A 22473-nucleotide genomic window follows, 5' to 3' on the forward strand; every position below is an offset into this window, starting at 1 on the left:
CCGCGCGCGGGGTGAACGCGGCGGCCGTACGCGGCCGCCGCAGCCAATCATCAATGGTGGTGTCCACCCGGGCCGTGCACGTGGCCATGGGCCAGCTCTTCGTCAGTGGCCGCACGCACGTCGGTCACTTCGATGGCGAAATGCAGGGCCTGACCGGCCAGCGGGTGATTGCCGTCGATGTGCACTTTGTCGCCATCGACCTTGGTGACGGTCACGTTGATCACGCCCTGGGGACCGTGGCCCTGAAACTGCATGCCGGGCTGGATGTCTTCCACGCCCTGGAAGGCTTCGCGCGGCAGTTCCTGCATCAACTCAGGGTGATGCTCGCCGTAGCCTTCGGCCGGTGCCACATCTGCGTTGAACTTATCGCCCGCAGCGCGGCCCGTCATCATCTTTTCCAGCCCCGGCACGATCTGGCCGGTGCCGTGCAGGTAGGTGAGCGGTTCACGGCCCTCCGAACTGTCCAGGACCTGACCCTGATCGTCGGTAAGGGTGTAGTGGAAAGAAACGACGCTGTTATCGGCAATCTGCATGATGGTCTCGCTGGATGAAAAATGATGTCGATTCGGACGACAAGGGTACCATCCACCGCGGCGCCGAACCGAAAACGTGCCAGAATCGCCCGGCGCCCCTCCCTTCTGCAGCCCATGACGAGCCTTCTCGAAGCCTGGCGCCATCGCGCGACGCACCGGCAAGTGTGGTCGCTGGCCGTGCCGATGATGCTGTCCAACCTCACCGTGCCGCTGGTAGCGCTGGTGGACAGCACGGTGGCCGGCCACTTGCCACGGACGCAGGATCTGGGCGCAGTGACCGTAGGCAGCGCCGTCTACGCCCTGCCGGTGTGGAGTCTGGGCTTTCTGCGCATGGGCACTACCGGCTTCGCAGCGCAGGCGATGGGCGCCGGCTCGGGCTCTGCATTGCGTACGGTGCAAGTACAAGCGCTGCTGCTGGCCACGCTGCTTGGCGTGCTGATCAGCACCCTCATGATGCCAGTGTTGCCCTGGTTGATCGGTCAGATGCATTCAACACCGCTGATGGAAGACCGCGCGCTGGATTACTTGTACCTGCGCCTGTTCGGATTACCTGCGGCCTTGCTCAACTACGCGCTGGCGGGATGGTTTATCGGCGCTCAGCGGGCGCGCACGACACTGACTCTGCTGCTGGTCACCAATGGCGTGAATATCGCGCTCAACCTGCTATTCGTCCTGGGCTTGGACTGGGGTGTGCGCGGCATCGCGCTGGCATCGGCAGGTGGCGAGTGGTGCGGCGCAATTTACGGCTTGTGGCTTGCGCGCCGCGCCGTGCGTGACACGGAAGGGCGCGTCGACTGGCAGGCCATGCGCGGCTGGGATCACTGGCGGCCCTTGCTGATGGTCAATCGCGATATTTTTCTGCGCACGATTGCGCTGGAAGGCGTGTTTTTCAGCCTCTCACTGCTGGGCGCCCGCATGGGCGACACCGTCGTATCGGCCAATGCCTTACTGATGAACGGCTTGATCCTCACTGCCTTTTGCCTGGACGGATTCGCCAACGCAGTGGAGGCCCTGTGTGGACATGCCATCGGCGCCGGCAATAACGAGGCATTGCGCCGCGCGCTGGTGGTCGCCGGCGGCTGGGCATTGCTGGGCAGCGTGCTCTACGCCCTGTTTTTCGGCTTCGCCGGGCATCTGTTCGTCGATCTGCAAACCAACCTGCCCGAGGTGCGCGAGCTCGCTTACGGCTATCTGCCCTGGCTCACCGTACTGCCTTTGATTGGCGTGTGGAGTTACCTGCTCGACGGCCTGTTCGTGGGTGCCACGAGAGCCCGCGAAATGCGCGACGGCATGCTGGTGTCGGTCGCTTTCTATGCCCTGCTGCTGTGGCTTACCCGTGGTCTTGGCAATCAGGGCCTGTGGCTGGCCTTCCTGGCGTTCATGGCGATGCGCGCGGCATGCATGGCGTGGTTGGGCCTGCGCATTCGCCAGCGTCATGCATGGGTGCTGCCAGGTATCGCGCACTAAGCCGCTTCGGCAATACTTCGCCCATGAAAGCTTTCTCCTTGCGATATCTGCCGTGGATCGCCGCGGCTTGTCTGTTCTGGAATGCGTCCGCAAACGCGCAGTCCGCGCCGCCCAGCGCCGCGGATACCGCTCCAGACACTTTGCAACAGCTCGCCAAGGCCATCGATCAGCAGATCGGGCAACCGCGTTTTGCCTCTTCCAGTTGGGGGATTGCCGTCACCTCGCTCGATACGGGCCGCACCTTGTATGCACACGAAGCCCATCGGCTATTGCAACCGGCGTCGACCGCCAAGTTGTACACCGCCGCGCTGGTGCTGGACACACTTGGCACCGATTACCGCATTCCGACCCAATTGCTCGCCACCGGGCCGATCGTTGACGGCCAGCTGAGAGGGGCGCTCGTATTGCACGGCATGGGCGACCCTACGTTAGGTACTCCGCAGAGCAACGACGATTGGGCCGATCAGCTCGCCAACCAATTGGCAGCCAAGAGCGTGCGCGAAGTGCAAGGCGACCTGGTTGCCGACGACAGCTATTTTAACGGCCCTGCTGTGGGCTCCGGATGGGAAGCCGGAGACTTGCAAAGCTGGTTCGCGGTGCCGGCCTCCGCCTTGAGCGTGCGGGAAAACACGGTCGCACTGTCCATATCCCCCTCGAGTTCGGCAGGACACGCCGCCACGCTGGAATTCGATCCGCAAGGAGCATTCCCCCACGTAGCGAACACGCTGGCGACGGAGGCACACCTCTCGCGCAACGACATCAACCTCTATCGTGCACCTGGTGATGGCACCCTCTACGTGTTCGGCCACGTGGCTCAACGAACGGAGCCTCAGAATTTCAAACTGGCGATGCCCGATCCGGCGTGGTTCGCCGGCACGTCGCTGCGTGAAGCATTGGCACGCCACGGCATTCGCGTCACGGGCCAACTGCGTACGCTGCATTGGCCTGAGCAGGACACCATCGGGCTGGACAAAGCCGTCGTCGTGGCCCAGGTGCTCTCGCCACCGTTGCTCGACGTGCTGACGCAGGGTCTGAAGCGCTCGCAGAATCTCTATCTGCAAAACTTGTTGCAGATTGCAGGCGTAAAAGCACGAGCCGATGCCGAACGCGCTGGCGACCCCGCCCCCGGCTTTCTCAGCTCGGAGGCCTGGGGCATTCGCGCGCTGCGCGAACTGCTTGATCGCATCGGCATATCGCCCGATGCCAGTCAAATGGAAGAAGGCACCGGACTGTCGCGGCAGGATCTGGCCACTCCCGATGCGATGGTGCACTTGCTCGGCTACCTCGCCGCCCAGCCCTACGGCGATCAGTTGCGCGATGCGCTGCCGAGTGCCGGGGTGGATGGGACGCTCGAATGGCGCATGCGCGACACGACCGCGATGGGCAACGTGCACGCCAAAACGGGCAGCATGACCCACGTTCGTTGCATCGCGGGCTATGTGACCACGGCTTCCGGCGAACACCTGGCCTTCGCCATCATGCTCAACAATTTCGTGCGCGAAGACGGCGGCCCGAGCCCTAGCCGGAATCTGGACGCCATCGTCGAATTGCTTGCCGCCTTTCGGGGACACAGCTGAGGCCAGCATTCCCGAAAGGATGCATCAAGGTTACGGGCACGCCCAAATCACGCCCGCTTCTGCAAATCCTTCTCGATCTTCTCAGGCGTATCGTTGGGCGCATACCGCTTCACGACGTTGCCTTCGTTGTCGATCAGGAACTTGGTGAAGTTCCATTTGATCGATTCGCTCCCCAACAACCCCTTTGCCTGCTTTTTCAGCCATTGATAAAGCGGATGGGCGTTGCCTCCGTTCACCTCGACCTTGGCGAACATCGGAAAGGTCACGTCGTAGCTGGTGGCGCAGAACGTCTTGATTTCGGCTTCGTCACCCGGCTCCTGATGGCCGAACTGGTCGCAGGGGAACCCGAGCACCACCAAACCGTTGTCGCGATGGCTGCGCCAGAGCTCCTCCAGCCCCTTGTACTGCGGGGTAAAGCCGCATTTGGAAGCGACGTTGACGATCAGCATGGTCTTGCCGCGCCAGGTGGCCAGCGACTGGTCGTGGCCATCGATGTCGCGGGCGTTGAAATCGTAAACCGTGGTCATGGCGCAGGTTCCTGTCCTATCGATAGGACAGTCTACTCCAGCGCTCCTGGCGCCCGGTGGCTTAGAATGCTCGCCTCCGACTCTCGCCCGGGCTCTGTCGTGATCCGATTTGTCGATGTACACAAGTCCTACCGCGTCGACGGCAAGGACATTCCTGCGCTCGAGCCCTTCAGCCTCGAGATTGCCGATGGCGAGGTGTTCGGCATCATCGGGCACTCAGGCGCTGGCAAATCGACACTTATCCGTCTGATCAACCTGCTCGAGCGCCCAAGCGGCGGGCAGGTCCTGATCGACGGCACCGACATCACCACCCTGCCCGAGCCGGCGCTGCGCAGCGCGCGGCGGCGCATCGGCATGATCTTCCAGCACTTCAACCTGCTTTCGTCGCAGACGGTGTCGGAAAACATCGCCTTTCCGATGCGCCTGGCCGGCGGCATGGACGCGGCAACCATTCGCCAACGCGTCGACGAACTGCTGCAGCGGGTAGGCCTCCAGGCGCATGCATCCAAATATCCGTCGCAGCTTTCCGGCGGCCAGAAGCAGCGGGTCGGCATTGCCCGTGCATTGGCTAATCGGCCATCCATCCTGCTTTGCGACGAAGCCACCAGTGCGCTCGACCCGCAAACGACCGCCTCGGTGCTCGACCTGCTGGCCGAGATCAATCGCGAACTGAAACTCACCATCGTGCTCATCACACACGAAATGGACGTGGTCCGCCGGGTTTGCGATCGCGTAGCGGTGCTGGACGCCGGGCGCATCGTCGAGCACGGCTCGGTGGCGGATGTATTTCTGCATCCGCAACATCCGACGACGCGGCGCTTCGTCAACGAGGCATTGCCGGAAGAATCCGCCGGCGAACACCTGCCTTACCGACACGTATCGGGACGCATCCTGCGCTTGTCCTTCCGCGGCGAAGCAACCTGGTCGCCCACGCTTGGGCGGGTCACCCGCGAAACCGGCGTGGATTTCAACATCCTTGCCGGCCGCATCGATCGCATCAAGGACCTGCCTTACGGCCAGCTCACGCTGGCCATGCAGGGACAACACGTGGACACCGCACTGCAGGCGCTACGCGATGCAGGCATCGAAGTGGAGGAGCTTGCCCGATGATCGCCACTCACCTGCCCTCGTTGCAGTCCCTGTTTCCCAATATCGACGATTGGGGCGAGCTGGGCCAGGCCTGTATCGACACCTTGTTGATGCTGGGTGGTTCGCTGTTGCTTACCGTGGTGATAGGCCTGCCGCTTGGCGTGCTGTTGTTTCTTACCGCCAAGGGGCAAATGCACGCGATGCCGCGGCTTTACGGGGCACTGTCATTGGTCGTGAATGTGCTGCGCTCGATCCCCTTCATCATCCTGATGATCGTATTGATGCCGCTTACTTACCTGCTGGTTGGCACCAAGCTGGGTATTCGCGGGGCGATACCGCCGCTGGTCATCGGCGCTGCCCCCTTCTTCGCACGCCTGGTGGAAACGGCATTGCGCGAAGTGGAGCGCGGGGTGATCGAAGCCTCGCAGGCCATGGGCGCCAGTACCTGGCAGATCGTCCGGCACGTATTGCTGCCGGAGGCGCGCGCCAGCCTGTGGGCCGGCGTCACGGTCACCGCCATCGCCCTGGTCGGCTATACCGCAATGGGCGGCGCGATCGGCGCCGGCGGCCTTGGCGACCTTGCCTATCGCTACGGCTACCTGAGCTATAAATCCGATTACATGGTGGTGACCGTCCTGCTGCTGATCGTACTGGTGCAGCTGCTGCAGATGATCGGCGACCGGATCGTGGCGCACTACAGCCGCCGATGACGCAGCGACGTCCGTTTTAGGGACTTCTCGATGTCTCACTGAACGGTGGCGGGCCGGAACTTTGCATCTGGCCGTATGGACGGCTACTCTGGTGCACCGCACCAGGATGGACCTCCCATGAAGAAGCTGTTGGCCCTGCTTGCCGCCTCGTTGATCATGGCCGGCTGCTCGCCCTCCGGTTCCGGCGATTCGAACGGCCAGACCCTTACCGTGGCCGCCACCGCCGTTCCCCACGCCGAGATACTGAAAGAGGTCAAGCCCATCCTGGCCAAGGAAGGGGTAACTCTGGACATCAAGGTGTTTGCCGACTATGTGCAGCCCAACACGCAAGTGGCGGAAAAGAATATCGATGTGAACTACTTCCAGACCAAGCCCTATCTGGATGCCTTCAATCGCGAGCGCGGTACCCACTTGGTGATCATCACCGGCGTGCACATCGAACCGTTCGGCGCGTACTCGCACAAGATCAAATCCATCGATCAGCTTCCCGACGGCGCCACCGTTGCCATCCCTAACGATCCCAGCAACAACAGCCGTGCGCTGTTGCTATTGGCTCACCATGGCCTGATCACCCTGAAAGATCCCAACAACGAACTGGCGACTACCAAGGACATCGTCGCCAACCCGAAAAACCTCAAGTTCAAGGAGCTGGAAGCGGCCATGCTGCCTCGCACCCTGGACGAGGTGGACCTGGCAATGATCAACACCAACTATGCGCTGGCCGCCGGGCTCAACCCGACCAAGGACGCACTGCTGATCGAAGACAAAGACTCGCCGTACGTGAACTACTTGGTCGGTCGTCCCGACAACCAGAATGATCCACGCGTACAGAAGCTTGCCAAGGCACTGACCAGCCCGGAAATAAAAGCCTTCATCGAACAGAAGTATCACGGCGCCGTGCTGCCCGCATTCTGATCGACTCCTTGGTCGCAACAAAAAAGCCCGCACACCTGGTGCGGGCTTTTTTTATGCGGCGGGCTCGAGCTCAGCCTGCATCGGAATGTCGAACACCTGCCGCAGGTAAGCAATGTACGCGTCGTCCTGGCACATGTTCTTACCCGGCGAATCGCTGAGTTTGGCTACCGGCTGCCCGTTGCAGCGAACCATCTTGATGACGATATTGAGCGGCACGGGGCCGACATCGTTGGTGATATTGGTGCCCACGCCGAAAGCAAGCTGGCAACGCCCATGAAAATGCTCATACAGCTTCATGACCTTCGGAACATCCAGGCCGTCGCTGAAGACGAGGATCTTGCTGCGCGGATCGACGCGATTAGCCTCGTAATGGGCCAACACCCTCTCCCCCCATGCGAACGGATCACCGGAATCGTGCCGGGTGCCGTCGAACAGCTTGCAGAAATACATGTCGAAATCGCGCAGGAAAGCGGTGAGCCCGTAGACATCCGACAGTGCTATGCCCAGATCGCCCCGATATTCCTTGGCCCAGGCCTCCAGCGCCGCCACCTGGGAATCGCGCAAACGCGGCCCCAAGGCTTGATGTGCCTGCAGGTATTCGTGGGCGAGCGTTCCGAGCGGACGCAAGCCCAATTGCCAGGCCAGCCAGACATTGCTGGTGCCGGCAAGCTGCGGCCCGAGCCCCTCGTGCAAGGTCTCCGCCACCTCCCGGTGCCACTGGCGAGAAAAACGACGACGGGTACCGTAATCGGCAATGCGGCAGTCGATGTAACCCGGCGTATCCCGCAACAACGAAATCTTCTCCCGCAGACGCCGGCGACCCTCGCTCAGGTCCAAATCCGGATGGGTATTGCGGAAATAGACTTCGTTGACGATCGCCAGCAACGGCACTTCAAACAGAATGGTGTGCAGCCAAGGGCCCTGGATGCGGATTTCGATCTCGCCGTTATTGAGCGGCGAGGGTGTGATGTCCACATATTTGGTATTGAGCTGGAACAGCGCCAGGAAATCGACAAAATCGCTCTTGATGAAACGCCAGCCGCGCAGGTATTCCAGTTCCGAATCGCTGAAACGCAGTGTGCAGAGCGCATCCAGCTCGCGGCGGATCTCTTCGATGTAAGGCACCAGGTTCACGCCGGGATTGCGGCATTTGAACCGGTATTCCACCTGGGCAGCGGGGTACTGATGCAGAACCACCTGCATCATCGAGAATTTGTAGAGGTCGGTATCGAGGAGCGAACTGACGATCATGGATCACTTCCACGTCGGTAGAGGGGCATGCCGAAGCATGGAAACGGGGCGCGCTGGGCGCAAGCGCTCATTATCCTGCCGAAGTCGTGACTGTGAAAAGTAAAACCCCGGCAGCCAGGGGAATAACTGCCGGGGTTTGTTAGGTCGCGTTCCGGGGGGAGGGTAAACTTGGAACCGACCCCTGAATGTCACGATGCTTTGTGCCATCCGCTCGTCGCCTCACGGCGATACGTGTACTTAGTGCGGTCGCGCCGGCCGAAGTTCAAGGCCGGCAGCACATTGGTTCAGCTTTTTGATAATCGAGCGATGCACGGCACCGAAGGTTTCATCTGCATCGTTTCTAAGTAATTGTCACTGCAAGGACATTGGCATGCTACGCAGTTGCTTGAGCTTGTTAGCTTTGTGTTTCCTCATCCCCTTGCACGCAGCCGACCTGAGTATCGACACCGGCCATGGCACGCGCGTATGGACAACGGCACAACTGCTGGCCCGACCCGATGCGCAACACATAAGCATCCCCGCCGACGTGGCGTTCCGCCGCGACATGCAATACCGCGCCGTGCCTTTGACAGCCTTGCTGCCAGCTTTGAAAACGCAAGATCGCCTGCAATTCGTGGCTAAGGACGGCTTTTCAGTCGACCTGCCTGCGAGCCTGATACTCAACCATGCCGGTGCCGAGGCCTGGCTCGCCGTTGAAGATCCCGAGCACCCTTGGCCAGCGTTGCCCGACAACAAAGGGGACGCAGGGCCCTTCTATGTCGTGTGGACACACCCGGCCAGTGCCCAGGTAAGCACCGAACAGTGGCCCTACCAACTCGTACGCATCCAACTTACACAGAGTGTTGCGACACGCTTCCCGGCCACGGCACCCGAGGCCACGCTGCCCGCAGACAGTCCCGTTCGCCGCGGTTACCAAGTCTTCCAGCGCACCTGCTTCGCCTGCCACACACTAAACGGACAGGGAGACTCCCACCTTGGGCCTGATTTGAATATCCCGCACAGCCCTACCGAATACCTGGGCGATGACACGTTGCGCGCTTTCATCCGCAACCCGCAGTCGCTGCGGCGCTGGCCTGAGGCAAAAATGTTCGGCTTTCCCACCCAGGAGTCGCTCTCCGACGCGGACTTGACCGCCCTGCTCGCCTACCTGCACTACATGGCGCGGCACAAGGTCATTCCGTAGATCCCGAGGCGGCGCCTTTGGATGCCCGCATCAAAGCGCGCAGGCTATCGTCCCGCGCCTGCTTCGGCTGCCCGGCCAAGGCACGCACGCGCGCGTAGAACTCGGGCCATTGCCCCCTGGATTGCGCGAACAGCTCGCCGAATGCCTGCACCCATTGGTCGTACAAGCCAAACGGCAGCAGGGTGGCGTTGTTGATCGGCCGTGCTACCCAGGCGTCGTAGCGATGGTCGTTCGGCCAGTTCTTGTCGCGCCACGTGGCGTACCGAACACGAAAATCCGCGATCTCGCGCGCCTTGTCGGCAGCCATCGCGGCATCGCCTGGACCGCTGGCGTAGACCTTCTTCAAGCGATCGCGCAAATCGAGTACCAACTGGGTAAATCCGTCGTCCATCAACTGATCGCGATCGTCACCTTCCGGTTCGCCGCGCGAGCGATGCCAGGTCTTCAGGCCTTGGCTTTCCACGAACATCGCATAACTTTCGTTGAACCCCGTGTCGCCCTTTACGTAAATCAGCTGATGCGCCAATTCGTGAAAAATGGTCCCGACCAGTTCATCGTCGTCCCAGCGCATCATGCTGCTGAGGATCGGGTCCGCGAACCAGCCAAGTGTTGAATAGGCGGGAACGCCGCTGACGTAGACATCGTCGCCTTTGGCCTGAAGCTTCTCGGCACTGACCTTGGCCATGCTCTCGTCGAACCAGCCGCGGTACGCCACGCAGCCGGCAATCGGAAAGCACTGCAATACCGCATCGACCGAAAAGCGAGGGGTGGCATAGACGTTCCACACCACGTATGGACGATGCAACGGGACGTAATAGGTGTAGCTGCGGTTATCCGGCAGATCCAATTGCCGGGATGCGAATTGCCGCGCTTCTTGCGAAAGACTCAGGCGCTTGGCCAACTTCGGATCGGTAGCCGGGTCGGCGATGACTTTCTTTACCGATCGCCGCTGCAGCAGCAAGGCGCTTTCACCGTGGGCGACGTGCGCGTAGTAGCGAAGGTCCGCGCAACCTCCCAACACGGCCGCCGCCACCATCCAGCAGATCAGTCGGATACGGAGAAGAGTGCGAGACGGCGTCATCCTCGCATTCTGACCTAAGCGCCTTGCCGATGTTCAGCCCTGAATTCAGTGGCCGTGCGAATGCCCGCCACCCGAGCCGCCATGCCAGCCGCCGTGGCCGCCGGACCAACCACCGCGACCGCCATGCCAGCCGCCGGAACGACCACCGTGCCAGTAACGGCCACCGCCGTACCATCCGCCCCAGCAGCATCCGTAGTAGCCGCCCCAGTACCCGTACGGGTAGTACCCATAACCATACCCATACCCGTAATAAGGGTAGTAACCGTTATAGACCACGGACGGCCCGGTGCCGTAATAGACAGCCCCTGCCGTGGCGTTTCCTTGCACGTAGCTGTAGCCCGGAGCGATATAGCAACCGGAAAGAAGGGCGGTAAGCGTTGCCAGCGACAGCCCGGCAAGCAGATGTTTGATCGTACGTTTCATGGCGGACGCTCCGTGCTATCCACGCGACTCAAAGTAGTCCTCTTCCGCTAAATGAGCCCTGAGCAGAAAAAGACAAGGCCGGCTTTCGTTCGAAACGAGCCGGCTATAGGACGATAAACCAGATACGCCCGATCAACTTTTGCCGTTCTTGCCTTGATCGCCGCGCGAGTGGTTCATGGGACCAGGTAAGGCACTGCCGGAATGGTTGCTGCCTTCGCCATGGGAATGGCCGTTGTCTGCCTGCGGTACCGACGTAGCGCCTGGCCAGGAAGGACCTTGCTTGAGGCGTTCCTGCTTGGCCTGCAACAAGGCCTGGATGTGGGCTACAGCCTCTTCGGGGCTGATGTGGGCAGGCCTGTCGGTCTCTGCAACGCTCCTGGATTCGCCGGCGGAACGCCCTTCGACAGGCTTCTCCTTCGTGATCGGCGCAACGACCTTTGCTGGCCTGGGCGCAGGCTTCTTCGCCACCGGTTTCTTTGGCGCCGAGGGCGTCTTTGCTGCCTTCTTCGCCGGAGCCTTGTTCTGCACTTTTGGCGCCGCGCCCTTGCTTGCGGCCTTTTTAACGGCCTTCTCGGCCACCTTCTTTACCGTCTTCTTTACGGCTTTCTTGCTTGCCGCCTGCTTGCTCGTCGACTTGCGAGCCACTGATTTCTTTGCTGCTTTGCTGACCACCCGCTTTGCGGCTTGCTTGCTGGTCGCGGCTTTTTTTACGGTCTTTTTTTGCCCCGCGGCTGCCTTCGGAACCGCTTTCTTCTTGATCGAGCCGGCGGTCTTGGGTGCCTTGCGGGCCGCGGACTTCTTCGCGGCAGACTTGCGGGTCGTTGCCATGCGTGCGTACTCCGACGGTAATCAGTGATCGAACAGTGACATGATCACGATGTACATGGTCTGAGCAAGTGCCGGAAATCACGTACCCGGCTGCAGCAAAGCACGCAAAAAGTGCGGCAAAACTCCAGGATCCGCCAACACGGTGCAAACCACGCCGTAAGCGGCACCCCACAGGTGGGCGCTGTGATTGATGTTGCCGCGCCCTTGCTGATCCATGTAAATCGAGTAACCGACATACAGCACGGCATAGATGATCGCCGGCATCGGCACGAACCACACCAGGATGCGCGCCCACGGCATCAGCATGATATAGGCGAACAGCACGGCCGAAACCGCCCCGGAGGCACCGAGGCTGCGATAGCTGTTGTTGTGCCGGTTCTTCAGATAAGTCGGCAGGATCGAAACGATCAATCCGCCCAGATAGAACAGACCGAAACCGAATGCGCCCCAAACCTCGCTGTAAAACGACTCCATCAAGCGACCGAAGAAATACAGGGTCATCATGTTGAACAACAGATGCATGCCGTCGGCATGAATCAGGCCGTAGGTGACCAGCCGGTAATACTCTTTCTTCCGCTCGATGGCCGGCGGCCACAGGATGAGATCGTCGATCAGGCGGCGATTGCTGAACGCCATGAACGAGACGATGCAAGTAGCGGCAAGAATGAGGAGCAGCGTGATCGACATATGACGAATCGGACCATGTGTTGGAATAAATGGGCTGCTGGAAGTGCTTTCCCGCACCCTTTGAAGCTCGCCAAACCCGATACTCGTTCGAACTCGGCACTGCGAATCAAGCACTTAACGCATCGGATCGCCGGCAGGCCATCCGGGGAGTGCCGCAACCGGCTCTTCGGCGGCCAGCCATCCGCCCATCTTGACGTTCGCGAGCGGTGTTGTCGACGGCTAGAATGCGCGACCAAGCCACGTCCCTACTTTCCCAGCCGTATGAAACCGATCCGCTACATGCATCTGGATGTGTTCGCCGCCAGCCCCGGCGGCGGCAACCATCTTGGCGTAGTCACCGACGCCGCTGGTTGGAGCGACGGGCAGATGCAACGCTACGCGCGCTGGACCGATCTGGTGGAAACCACCTTCCTGCTGCCGCCGAGCGATCCGAAAGCCAGCTACAAGGTGCGCATTTTTACCCCCCAGAAGGAAATCGCCTTTGCCGGCCACCCCAGCGTGGGCAGCGCCCACGCGGTGCTCGAATGCGGCATCGCTGCGCCGAAAGACGGCCTGCTTTGGCAGGAATGCGGCGCCGGCGTTCTGCCCATCCGGGTGGAGGGCAGCGGCCCGCGGCGGACGTTGCTGCTGCATTCGCCCGCGGCACGCGTGGTCAAGACCGGCCTGCATGCCCATCCGCTGCTCGCCGCCACGCTCGACAGCATCGATCTGGGCCGGCTGCAGCCTGCACTGGTGGACGGTGGACGGCGCTGGTGGCTGGCCGAATGTGCAAGCGAAGCCAGCCTGCGTGCGTGGGAGCCGGACCACAGCGCGATCGGAGCCCTGGCCGTGGCCAGCGGCAGCATGGGACTGTGTGCGTTCGCGCGCAGCAGCCACCCGGACTATCAATTGGTCGTGCGCGCTTTTCCGTCCGGTGTGGGCATCGTCGAGGACCCCGCCTCCGGCGCTGCGAACGGACTGATTGCAGCCTATCTGCTTCATGCCGAACCCGATGGTCCGCTTGCGCGCGGCTATTCGGTAAGCCAGGGGCGCGAAATGGGCCACGACGCGCTGCTGATTGCCCACATTGCCGACGGCAACATCTGGATCGGCGGCCACACCAATACCGTGATCGACGGCAACCTGCTTTGGAACCTCGCGTGAGCGATGCACCGCGCATCTGGGTGGATGCCGATGCCTGCCCCGTAGCCATCAAGGAGATCCTGTTTCGCGCCGCGCAGCGTGCGCAGATCTCCGTGACACTGGTGGCCAATCACGCGTTGCGGGTACCGCAATCGCCGTATATCCGCAGCATCCAGGTACCCGCCGGCTTCGACGTGGCGGACAACGAGATCGCCCGGCAGGTAGCCGTTGGCGATCTGGTCGTGACGCAGGATATTCCGCTCGCTGCCGCCGTCATCGGCAAAGGGGCACTGGCGGTTCACCCACGCGGCGAGCTCTATACGCCCGACACCATCCAGCAACGGCTAAGCATGCGCAATTTCATGGAAGAGCTGCGCAGTACCGGCGTAGATACCGGTGGCCCGGCAGCGTTGCATCCCCGCGACAAGCAGGCATTCGCCAACCAGCTTGACCGCTGGCTGGCGCAGCGCGTCAACAAGCCTTAGGAGCGGTTGCGCTGGTCGAGATTCGCCCTTCGTTCGGAAACCAGGGCCAGCGCCGCCAGATCCATCCCTTCCGCTCCATCAGCCAGCGCCTGCAGCAAGCTGTCGCGCAATACGCCCGCCAGTGGCAACGGCACTCGTTCGGCGTGACCGGCTTCCTGCGCCAGCATGACGTCCTTCAGGCCTAGCGGCAGGGCAAAGCCCGGCGGCGCGAAACGCTGTTCGGCGATCGCCTTGCCATAGCCCTGATAGACCGGCGATGCGAACAGCGTATTGCTCATCAGTTCGATAAAATCGGCTGCGCCGACGCCATAGGCGCGCGTGAGCGCCGAAGCCTCGGCCATGCTTTCGATCGCCGTGACGATCATGAAGTTGCCTGCAAGCTTCACCACGTTCGCGCGTTCGGGCGCCTCGCCCATCGGCCACAGCTTTGCCGCCATCACCTCCAGCAAAGGCCTGACTTTGTCGACGGCGCGTGCATCTCCGGCCGTCAACACATTGAGTTTGCCTGCCGCCGCCACGTCGGGACGGCCGAATACCGGGGCGGAAACGTAGCCCAGCCCGCGCTTGGCGTGTTCCTCCGACAGTTGCCGTGCAAGCGCAACGGAGATCGTCGCGTGATTGACGTGCACGATGCCGGGATCCATCGCATCCAGCAGGCCGCCATCCAGGAAAACCTCGCGCACGGCCTGATCGTTCGCCAGCATGCTGTGCAACACGTCGCCCTGCGCCGCACGATCGGGGGTGCGTGCGACCTTCGCACCCAAGGAAGCAAGCTTCTCCGCTGCCGCGTCCGATCGATTCCACACTGTCACCGCATACCCGGCGGCAATCAGGTTGCTGGCCATGGCACTGCCCATGGCACCGAGTCCGATAAAGCCGACTTTCATGAGCGATCTCCGATAGCGGACAGCCAGTTGAACACGATCTGCGTTCAGCCTTTGCAAAAAATACTGTTACGCCGACTCGCCCGCGGCGCGCCCTGATGCCCACGCCCATTGGAAGTTGTAGCCGCCAAGCCAGCCGGTCACGTCCACTACTTCGCCAATGAAATACAGGCCAGGCACCTGTTTGGATTGCATGGTGCTGGACGAAAGACCGTCAGTATCCACGCCGCCCAAGGTCACCTCCGCCGTGCGATAGCCTTCGGTGCCGCTGGCAACCATGGGCCAGTCGTGCAACGTCGCCCCCAGCGCGCGCAATTCGGCATCGCGATACTGGCGCATCGGTTTGCTCGACAACCACAACTCGCACAGGCGCTGCGCCAGGCGCTTGGGCAGCAGGTCGCCGAGCACGTTACGCAACTCCGCTGCCGGCCGCGCTACACGCTGGCTGACGAGCCAATCGCCTGCATTCTGCTCCGGCGACAAATCCAGGCGCAGATCGTCGCCCGGCTGCCAGTAGGACGAAATCTGCAGAATGGACGGGCCGCTGATACCCCGGTGAGTAAACAGCAAACCCGCCCGAAATCGCCGCTTGCCTACGCGGGCTTCCGCTACGGGCAAGGCCACGCCGGCCAGGTCCTGATAATGCTCCTGATGTTTGCCGCTCAACGTCAGCGGCACCAGCCCCGCACGCGTAGCCAATACACCGTGCCCGAACTGGCGGGCCAGTTCATAGCCGAAGCCCGTGGCGCCCATGCTGGGAATCGACAGGCCTCCGCTGGCCACGACCAGCGACTGGGCATGCACTTCACCCTTCGCCGTGAGTACGTTGAACCCTTCTTCGGTCTTGCGCACCCGGCTCACCGCACAGCTGGTTTCAACGCGCACATCCGCCGCGGCACACTCGTCCAGCAGCATGCGTACGATCAATTTCGACGATTCGTCGCAAAAAAGCTGCCCCAATTCCTTCTCGTGGTAGGCGATGCGGTGCTTTTCCACCAATGCGACAAAATCGGCCGGCGTGTAGCGCGCCAGCGCCGACTTGGCGAAATGCGGATTGGCGCAAAGATATTGGGCTGGCGTCACGCCCAGGTTGGTGAAATTGCAGCGCCCGCCTCCGGACATCAGGATCTTCTTGCCGGGCTTGTTGGCATGATCGAGCACCAGCACCCGGCGCCCCCGCTGCCCGGCCGTGATTGCACACATCAGGCCGGCAGCACCGGCTCCGATGACCAGGACATCCACTTTCACGCGATCACCGCCACGTCACCCGCCCGATTGCACATCCGTGCATTATCCAACAAGGCATGGCTTGGAGCCTGCTTGCACCGTTTTCGTGGCCCGCGCCGGAAGCTGTTTGCTCGCCGGCCAGGAAAAAGTGAGGGAGTGTACGTCCCTACACGGCCGCGCGATAACACCGGGTGGCGGGCCATCAAACCCGGCCCGAGCTACGAAAATACTGCTAACAAGCCCTAAACTCATCGCCTGCCCGCCGAGGACTACCCCATGCCTTCTTTTGACGTGATCTCCGAAGTCGACAAGCACGAACTCACCAATGCCGTCGACCAGGCCAACCGCGAACTGTCCAACCGCTTCGATTTCAAGGGGACAGACGCCAAATACGAACTGGAAAAAGAGGTCATCACGCAGATCGCTCCGAGCGAATTCCAGCTACAGCAGATGCTGGAAATCCTGCGCGGGCGGCTGGCGGCCCGAAAAATCGATCTGCGCGCGCTGGATATTGCCGATCCGGACGTCAATCTGGGTGGCGCACGGCAGAAAATCACCGTCAAGCAGGGTATCGAGCAGCCCGCGGCCAAGAAAATCATCGCCACGCTGAAGGAGGCGAAATTGAAGGTCGAAGCACAGATCAACGGCGACAAACTGCGCGTCAGCGGCAAAAAGCGCGACGATCTGCAACTGGCCATGGCCGTGCTGCGCAAAGCGGAGCTGGAATTGCCGCTGCAGTTCGACAATTTCCGCGACTGACTCCCCCTTGCCCCGGAGCGTGATCCGGGGCAAGCCGATCTACGCCAGTCCCGCTGCGATATTGACGCTTATCGCGATAATGAACACGTTGAAGAAGAAAGCAACCACGCTGTGCAACAGCGCGGTGCGACGCAGCGTCTGGCTGGTGATCTGCACGTCGGAGACCTGGAAGCACATGCCAATGACGAAGGCAAAGTAGACAAAGTCCCAGTAGTCCGGCTGCTTGGTCCCCGGAAATTCCAAACCTTCGTGTTGCTTGCCGAAGTCCCCGTAATAGCCATGGGCATAGTGCAAGGCATACATGGTGTTCATGAACAGCCACGACAGCACGATGCTCAACGCCGCCATGCCCATCGCCGTCGCGCCGCCGCTCTTGGCGGCATGCAGCTCGGTAGACAAGGCCACTAGCACCACGCCGCAAACAGCCACGGCAATACACAGCGCACTGCGGCGGCCGGTGTCCTGGTTGCGCGCCTGACGCGCCACGCGTTCTGCGCCGGCCCGGCTGAAGAGGTGAGCAAGCATGCTGAGAAACAGCAAGGCGCCCAGATCGAAACCAAGCAATAGCGCCGCAGCGGGCTTCACACCGGACATTGCCATGACCGTACCCGCCACGACGAACAGCAGGCTGGACACTGTCAGCCACGGCCTGGCACGCACGAAGCGTATCAACGCCCAATGCCGCCGCGCCGTTCGCACGGGCGTCCCGCCCTCAGCGGACATGGCCGCAACCGCTGTCGCGACGATTCCAATGCATCATGCGCGCAACGCCGCGTATTCGGGATGCCGCTGGATCCAGGTGCTCGCATAGCTGCAGGCCGGCACGACTTTCCACCCCTCCTTGCGCGCCGTCTCGAACGCCGTCCGCACCAGTTCACCGGCAATGCCGCGGCCGCCAACTTCGGCAGGCACGCCGGTGTGGGTGATGGTCATGACGCCATCGTGCAAGCTGTAGTCCAGCTCGCAGGTCACGCCGTCCACGACGGTTTCGAAACGATGTGCCTTGGCCAGGTGCTGGATGTCGTAGCTCATGATGCCTTCCTGCGAGTCGTCAAAGTACAAGCATAAAGCGATACGCGGAAGCCGACGATGTTCCGTTCAGGCCGCCTCCGCCTGCCGCGCGCGCCGTACCCGCACGGCCTTCGCCAATCGATCCAGCACCTGTGTCGTCGCTTCCCAGCCGATGCAACCATCGGTAATGCTCTGCCCGTAAACCAGGTCGCAGCCGGGCACGAGATCCTGGCGGCCGGCGACCAGATGGCTTTCCACCATCACGCCCTGGATACGCGACTCACCGCTTTCCAACTGCGCGGCAATGTCGGCGATCACGCGCGGCTGGTTTTCGGGTTGCTTGCCGCTATTGGCGTGGCTGGCGTCGATCATCAGGCGCTCGGCCAAACCGGCCTTGTCCATCGCGGCACAGGCGGCTGCAACGTTGCCGGCGTCGTAATTGGGCAATTTGCCGCCGCGCAGGATCACGTGGCAATCCTCATTGCCGCGCGTCGAGGCGATCGCCGTCTGACCGCTCTTGGTGACTGCCATGAAATGATGCGGACGGGCCGCGGCAAGCACCGCGTCCACGGCGATCTTGATATTGCCATCCGTGCCATTTTTGAAACCGACCGGGCAGGACAGCCCCGAAGCAAGCTCGCGATGGGATTGGCTCTCGGTCGTGCGCGCACCAATCGCCCCCCATGCCACCAAGTCCGCGATGTACTGCGGCGTGATCAGATCCAGAAACTCGCAGCCGGCCGGCAGACCTAGCGCATTGATGTCGCACAACAGGCGCCGCGCCAGGCGCAAGCCTTTGTCGATGTGATAGCTCTCATCCAGGTCCGGATCGTTGATCAGGCCTTTCCAGCCCACCGTCGTGCGCGGCTTCTCGAAATACACGCGCATCACGATTTCGAGTGTGTCTGCATGGCGCTCACGCTCGGCAACCAGGCGTCGCGCATATTCCAGCGCCGCGTCCGTATCGTGAATCGAGCAAGGACCGATCACCACTGCAAGGCGATCGTCCTGGCCGTGCAGGATGCGATGCAAGGCCTGGCGAGAGGCGGCCACGGTGGCAAGGGCGTGGTCGCCGGGCTGGCAGTCGCGCATCACGTCGGCGGGTGTGGCCAGTTCCTTGATTTCTCGGATGCGTAAGTCGTCGGTTTGGCAGGTCATGGAAAAACTCCTGTTGTCTCGTGCCCGGCAGCCAACAAAAAAGCCGCCAGGGTGGCTGGCGGCTTTTGAGGAAAGTGGGTGATCTTGCTAGTTACGATCGCACACCATGCTCCGCCGCCGGCTTCGGATAGCCATAAAACCAAAAGTAATAGCGGTGGGAGGAGAGGATCATGGCTTAAGTGATACCACATCGAAGCGAGGATGCAAACTGCTGCGCAGACTGCGGCAATCCGCTAACGTGCCGCCGTTCATCCCTTTTCGGAGCTTTCCATGTACCGCCCCCTCGCTCTTTTTGCTACTGCCTTGCTCGCCCTGGGGGCATGCGGCCCGCGCCCGGCACGTGCCGCCGACGTTGCCAAGCTGGTCGTCACCGACCAGAAAGTCGGCAGTGGCGATGCGGCCCGCGATGACGACGTCGTGAAAATCAACTACGTCGGCTGGTTGTACGACTCCAAGGCACCGAACCATCACGGCAAGCAATTCGACAGTTCGTACGACAGCGGTCAACCGCTCAGCTTCACCCTTGGCGCGGAAGAAGTGATCGAGGGTATGGAAAGCGGCGTAAGAGGCATGCGCGTGGGTGGCAAGCGCGAGATTATCGTCCCGTCCAGCATGGGCTACGGCATCCGCGGCGCAGGCAGCGACATCCCTCCCGGCAGTGCCCTGGTGTTCGACATCGAACTGCTGTCGGTGCATTGAGCCAGCTTCGCATTCAGCTATGCAGCCAGCTTGAAGTGGGCCATCATGGCCCGGCATTAGCGTCGTATGTCGTCCATCACTTGAACGTTGCTGGAGGATTACCCGATGAAACGAATGCTGCGGTCCGCCCTGGCCGTTCTGATGATGATGGCGCCCGCCGCAGTCCTTGCGGCGGACGGCTATGTCATTACCAATGTCAACATGCGGGCCGGCCCCGATCCCGGCTACCCCATCGTGCAGGTATTGCCGGTCAACAGCTGGATCTCGGTGCAAGGTTGCACGACGGGGTGGGAATGGTGCGACGTCATCAGCGGCCCGAGCCGGGGCTGGGTGGCCGGCACGTATATCGCCTACGTGTACAACAACCAGCCGGTCTACGTGGCCGACTATGGCTCGCAGATCGGCATCCCGATCGTGTCGTTCGTGATCGGCACTTATTGGGCGAACTATTACGCCAATCGCCCGTTCTACCGCGACCGGGCACGCTGGTACTCCCGGCCGATGCCCATCCGGCCTCCCGCACGGCCGCCGATGAGGCCGCGCCCTCCGATCGGCCCGCCCGGAGGGAATCGGCCGCAGCCGCCGGGTGGCGGCAATCGGCCGCAACCGCCCGGCGGAAACCGGCCTCAACCTCCGGGTGGCGGCAATCGCCCGCAACCGCCCGGCGGAAACCGGCCTCAACCTCCGGGTGGCGGCAATCGCCCGCAACCTCCCGGTGGAAATCGGCCTCAACCCCCGGGTGGCGGCAATCGCCCGCAACCACCCGGCGGAAACCGGCCGCAGCCGCCGAACAATGGCGGCAATCGCCCGGCGCCCAAGCCAAATCCTCAGCAACGTAACAACGGCGACAATGGAAACAATGGCAATTGATCCGCCGTCCCGCGAACACATCTGACCCAGCTATCGCCGCCTGATCCAACCCGATCAGGCGGCGGTGGCCGGATTCACGAACTACAGGAAAGCATGGAGCAACCAGCACGAGACTTCGCCCAGTCTGGCCGCCTCTGCGCGTAGTGTTCGTGACCGGGTTGATCCTCGTAAGGGCGACGCAATACCTCGAGCAAAGTCCGGATACCCTCGTAATCGCCTGCACTCGCGCGGTCGATCGCTTCTTGCGCGAGGTAATTGCGCAACACGTAACGGGGGTTGGCGGCATGCATCCGCAGGCGCCGCCGATCCAGTGGTTCTTGCTCCTGCTGCACGCGCACCGCATAGCCATTGAGCCAGTGCTGAAAATCGCCGCGCAATGCATCCCGCTTGGCATCGTCGTAAAACGCGGGCAGCAATGGCTGCAAAGTCGGCGATTGCAGATCGACTTCGCTGAGTGCGCGGAAGAACAAAGTCATGTCGACTTCCGCCTGGTGCATCAAGTCCTGCAATGTCTCCATGCAGGCAACGTCTTCGTCGCGGCACGTCATCAGGCCAAGCTTGGCTGCGATGCTCTCGCGCATCAGCGCAGCGTATTCATCGGCGTAACGATCCAGCCCGGCTTGCAAGGGTGCGGTGTCGCCAAACAAAGGCGCCAGCGCAGCCGCCAATCGGCTCAAGTTCCACCAGGCGACCTGGGGCTGTTGGCCAAAACGGTAACGTCTGCGCGAAGCGTCGGTGGTGTTGGGCGTCCAGTCCGGGTCGAAATCGTCGACCCAGCCATAGGGGCCGTAATCGATAGTCAACCCCAGTATCGACATGTTGTCGGTATTCATCACGCCATGCACGAAACCTACGCGCATCCAGTGCACGATCATCCGCGCGGTACGTATACAGATTTCGGCAAACCAATCGCCGTACCGCGTTTCATCGCTGCCGTCAAGCCCGGGAAAATCGCGCCGGATGGTGAAATCGACCAGCCTGCGCAACGAGGCCGTATCGCCGCGCGACGCCGGCAATTCGAAATGCCCGAAGCGGATAAATGACGGTGCCATGCGACAAACGATTGCGCCCGGCTCCCACTGAGGGTGCCCGTCGTAAAACATGTCGCGCTCCACCTGTTCGCCAGTCAGCACCAGGCTGAGTGCGCGGGTGGTGGGAACCCCCAAATGGTGCATCGCTTCACTGCACAGGAATTCGCGAACCGACGAGCGCAACACCGCACGGCCGTCCGCACCACGCGAATAAGGGGTCGCGCCGGCACCTTTGAGTTGAAGCTCCCAGCGACCCTGCCCGGTCAGCACCTCGCCCAGGGAAATCGCACGCCCGTCACCGAGTTGCCCCGCCCACGTACCGAATTGATGGCCACCGTAGTTGGAGGCCCATGGCTGCATGCCGTCGAGCAGGCCGTTGCCGCCGAACACCCCTGCAAAAGCCGGACTGGCGATCTCCGTCTCGCTCAACCCCAACACCTCAGCCATCTCCCGCGACCAGGCGATCACCCGAGGCTCGGCCACCGGCGAGGGAACAACTTGCGAATACATCGCCCCGTAAACCTGGCGCGCCCCGGGGCCACGATCAGGATCCCCGGGCAAGTCGCGGATGAAGACGTTATCAAATTGCAAGGAAGTCAATGACATAGAAAAAGGCGCATGCGGATAAATGGCGGCCGGGTCGAGGCAAACGGGAAGATCGTAAAATTCTTCACGTTACCTATACATTCACATTCGAACCTTGCTAAAGTTTATTCGCGGTTGCACAGGGGCAGCCGATGGAGTGAGGAATATGCACATGCTCGTCGCTCGTTCCGCCATTTCGCGCGGAATGCAGTTGGTAGCAGGGATGCTGTCGGTTGTCGTCTCGCAAGACACACCTCTTCGCAGCAGTAAATCACCAGCATTCAACCTGGTCACCTGGACGTCCAACGCCCAATCGCGCCGCGAAGACGAACTGGCCCGATTCCACCAAAGCCAGATCGAGAAGTAGCATC

25 protein-coding genes are annotated in these 22473 nt (G+C 61.7%); 13 read left to right on the forward strand and 12 right to left on the reverse strand.

The genetic code is table 11. From position 1 onward, the window contains the following. Positions 1–50: 50 nt before the first annotated feature. Positions 51–533, reverse strand: coding sequence for an FKBP-type peptidyl-prolyl cis-trans isomerase (locus tag ISS99_RS19640; RefSeq protein ID WP_239538211.1), 483 nt, complete (start codon positions 531–533; stop codon positions 51–53). Positions 534–647: 114 nt separating this feature from the next. Here ISS99_RS19640 and ISS99_RS19645 point away from each other — a divergent pair, with 114 nt between their 5' ends. Then, positions 648–2000 (forward strand): MATE family efflux transporter, encoded by a 1353-nt coding sequence (locus ISS99_RS19645; protein WP_204633297.1) that lies wholly within the window; start codon positions 648–650, stop codon positions 1998–2000. A gap of 23 nt (positions 2001–2023) precedes the next feature. After that, the gene (dacB, locus tag ISS99_RS19650) at positions 2024–3577 is read left to right on the forward strand and encodes a D-alanyl-D-alanine carboxypeptidase/D-alanyl-D-alanine endopeptidase (RefSeq protein ID WP_204633298.1); all 1554 of its coding nucleotides are present in this window, start codon (positions 2024–2026) and stop codon (positions 3575–3577) included. 47 nt (positions 3578–3624) lie between these two features. Here the strand turns inward: dacB and ISS99_RS19655 are convergent, their stop codons facing one another. After that, positions 3625–4104 carry a glutathione peroxidase gene (locus ISS99_RS19655; protein WP_204633299.1) on the reverse strand — a complete coding sequence of 160 codons (480 nt, stop codon included), beginning with the start codon at positions 4102–4104 and terminating at the stop codon, positions 3625–3627. 99 nt (positions 4105–4203) lie between these two features. Between ISS99_RS19655 and ISS99_RS19660 the strand changes: the two genes are divergently transcribed. From ISS99_RS19660 to ISS99_RS19670, 3 genes are all read left to right on the forward strand, one after another. Beyond that, a complete protein-coding gene (locus ISS99_RS19660; protein ID WP_204633300.1) occupies positions 4204–5214 on the forward strand; it encodes a methionine ABC transporter ATP-binding protein in 1011 nt (336 codons plus the stop codon). Beyond that, positions 5211–5903 carry a methionine ABC transporter permease gene (locus tag ISS99_RS19665; protein ID WP_204633301.1) on the forward strand — a complete coding sequence of 231 codons (693 nt, stop codon included), beginning with the start codon at positions 5211–5213 and terminating at the stop codon, positions 5901–5903. The genes ISS99_RS19660 and ISS99_RS19665 overlap by 4 nt, the downstream gene beginning before the upstream one ends. A gap of 117 nt (positions 5904–6020) precedes the next feature. Further along, complete coding sequence (locus ISS99_RS19670) at positions 6021–6818, forward strand: MetQ/NlpA family ABC transporter substrate-binding protein (RefSeq protein WP_204633302.1); 798 nt, start codon at positions 6021–6023, stop codon at positions 6816–6818. A 51-nt stretch (positions 6819–6869) separates the two neighbouring features. Here ISS99_RS19670 and pncB read toward each other — a convergent pair whose 3' ends face one another. After that, positions 6870–8069, reverse strand: a complete 1200-nt coding sequence (pncB, locus tag ISS99_RS19675) for a nicotinate phosphoribosyltransferase (RefSeq protein ID WP_204633303.1) — start codon at positions 8067–8069, stop codon at positions 6870–6872. Positions 8070–8439: 370 nt separating this feature from the next. On the opposite strand from pncB, the gene ISS99_RS19680 reads away from it, so the two are divergent. After that, entirely contained in the window at positions 8440–9252 is an 813-nt protein-coding gene (locus ISS99_RS19680; RefSeq protein ID WP_204633304.1) for a c-type cytochrome, read from the forward strand. Here ISS99_RS19680 and ISS99_RS19685 read toward each other — a convergent pair. Both ISS99_RS19685 and ISS99_RS19690 read right to left on the reverse strand, forming a co-directional pair. Next, positions 9242–10333: an aminopeptidase gene (locus tag ISS99_RS19685; RefSeq protein ID WP_306482319.1), complete on the reverse strand. Its 1092-nt coding sequence runs from the start codon at positions 10331–10333 to the stop codon at positions 9242–9244. The two genes, ISS99_RS19680 and ISS99_RS19685, sit on opposite strands and share 11 nt — an antisense overlap. Positions 10334–10378: 45 nt before the next feature. Further along, on the reverse strand, positions 10379–10756 hold the full coding sequence (locus tag ISS99_RS19690) for a hypothetical protein (RefSeq protein WP_204633305.1): 378 nt from the start codon (positions 10754–10756) through the stop codon (positions 10379–10381). A gap of 295 nt (positions 10757–11051) precedes the next feature. Between ISS99_RS19690 and ISS99_RS19695 the strand changes: the two genes are divergently transcribed. After that, entirely contained in the window at positions 11052–11612 is a 561-nt protein-coding gene (locus ISS99_RS19695) for a hypothetical protein (RefSeq protein ID WP_204633306.1), read from the forward strand. A gap of 50 nt (positions 11613–11662) precedes the next feature. Here the strand turns inward: ISS99_RS19695 and ISS99_RS19700 are convergent, their stop codons facing one another. Next, positions 11663–12271, reverse strand: a complete 609-nt coding sequence (locus ISS99_RS19700) for a rhomboid family intramembrane serine protease (protein ID WP_204633307.1) — start codon at positions 12269–12271, stop codon at positions 11663–11665. A 261-nt stretch (positions 12272–12532) separates the two neighbouring features. Here ISS99_RS19700 and ISS99_RS23375 point away from each other — a divergent pair, with 261 nt between their 5' ends. Both ISS99_RS23375 and ISS99_RS23380 read left to right on the forward strand, forming a co-directional pair. Further along, complete coding sequence (locus tag ISS99_RS23375) at positions 12533–13414, forward strand: PhzF family phenazine biosynthesis protein (protein ID WP_239538215.1); 882 nt, start codon at positions 12533–12535, stop codon at positions 13412–13414. Further along, positions 13411–13878 (forward strand): YaiI/YqxD family protein, encoded by a 468-nt coding sequence (locus ISS99_RS23380; protein WP_284343682.1) that lies wholly within the window; start codon positions 13411–13413, stop codon positions 13876–13878. Before ISS99_RS23375 ends, ISS99_RS23380 begins: the two co-directional genes overlap by 4 nt. On the opposite strand, the gene ISS99_RS19710 is transcribed toward ISS99_RS23380, so the two are convergent. Together ISS99_RS19710 and ISS99_RS19715 are read right to left on the reverse strand one after the other, a co-directional pair. After that, complete coding sequence (locus ISS99_RS19710) at positions 13875–14765, reverse strand: NAD(P)-dependent oxidoreductase (protein ID WP_204633308.1); 891 nt, start codon at positions 14763–14765, stop codon at positions 13875–13877. The two genes, ISS99_RS23380 and ISS99_RS19710, sit on opposite strands and share 4 nt — an antisense overlap. 66 nt (positions 14766–14831) lie before the next feature. After that, the gene (locus ISS99_RS19715) at positions 14832–16010 is read right to left on the reverse strand and encodes a BaiN/RdsA family NAD(P)/FAD-dependent oxidoreductase (RefSeq protein WP_204633309.1); all 1179 of its coding nucleotides are present in this window, start codon (positions 16008–16010) and stop codon (positions 14832–14834) included. A gap of 255 nt (positions 16011–16265) precedes the next feature. Here ISS99_RS19715 and ISS99_RS19720 point away from each other — a divergent pair, with 255 nt between their 5' ends. Continuing rightward, positions 16266–16748, forward strand: a complete 483-nt coding sequence (locus tag ISS99_RS19720) for a YajQ family cyclic di-GMP-binding protein (RefSeq protein ID WP_204633310.1) — start codon at positions 16266–16268, stop codon at positions 16746–16748. Positions 16749–16787: 39 nt separating this feature from the next. Here the strand turns inward: ISS99_RS19720 and ISS99_RS19725 are convergent, their stop codons facing one another. The 3 genes from ISS99_RS19725 to ISS99_RS19735 form a co-directional block, all read right to left on the reverse strand. Continuing rightward, a complete protein-coding gene (locus ISS99_RS19725; protein WP_204633311.1) occupies positions 16788–17471 on the reverse strand; it encodes a DUF1345 domain-containing protein in 684 nt (227 codons plus the stop codon). Positions 17472–17504: 33 nt separating this feature from the next. Further along, positions 17505–17780, reverse strand: coding sequence for a GNAT family N-acetyltransferase (locus tag ISS99_RS19730; RefSeq protein WP_204633312.1), 276 nt, complete (start codon positions 17778–17780; stop codon positions 17505–17507). 66 nt (positions 17781–17846) lie between these two features. Then, positions 17847–18917 carry a 3-deoxy-7-phosphoheptulonate synthase gene (locus ISS99_RS19735; protein ID WP_204633313.1) on the reverse strand — a complete coding sequence of 357 codons (1071 nt, stop codon included), beginning with the start codon at positions 18915–18917 and terminating at the stop codon, positions 17847–17849. A 270-nt stretch (positions 18918–19187) separates the two neighbouring features. Between ISS99_RS19735 and ISS99_RS19740 the strand changes: the two genes are divergently transcribed. Both ISS99_RS19740 and ISS99_RS19745 read left to right on the forward strand, forming a co-directional pair. After that, positions 19188–19616, forward strand: coding sequence for an FKBP-type peptidyl-prolyl cis-trans isomerase (locus tag ISS99_RS19740; RefSeq protein WP_204633314.1), 429 nt, complete (start codon positions 19188–19190; stop codon positions 19614–19616). Between the two features lie 105 nt (positions 19617–19721). Beyond that, complete coding sequence (locus ISS99_RS19745; protein ID WP_204633315.1) at positions 19722–20486, forward strand: SH3 domain-containing protein; 765 nt, start codon at positions 19722–19724, stop codon at positions 20484–20486. Positions 20487–20560: 74 nt separating this feature from the next. Here the strand turns inward: ISS99_RS19745 and ISS99_RS19750 are convergent, their stop codons facing one another. After that, positions 20561–22117 (reverse strand): protein adenylyltransferase SelO, encoded by a 1557-nt coding sequence (locus ISS99_RS19750; RefSeq protein ID WP_425490494.1) that lies wholly within the window; start codon positions 22115–22117, stop codon positions 20561–20563. Positions 22118–22268: 151 nt separating this feature from the next. On the opposite strand from ISS99_RS19750, the gene ISS99_RS19755 reads away from it, so the two are divergent. Next, complete coding sequence (locus ISS99_RS19755; RefSeq protein ID WP_204633317.1) at positions 22269–22469, forward strand: hypothetical protein; 201 nt, start codon at positions 22269–22271, stop codon at positions 22467–22469. Positions 22470–22473: the final 4 nt, after the last annotated feature.

Source organism: Dyella mobilis (assembly GCF_016904945.1).
Lineage (GTDB): Bacteria > Pseudomonadota > Gammaproteobacteria > Xanthomonadales > Rhodanobacteraceae > Dyella_B > Dyella_B mobilis.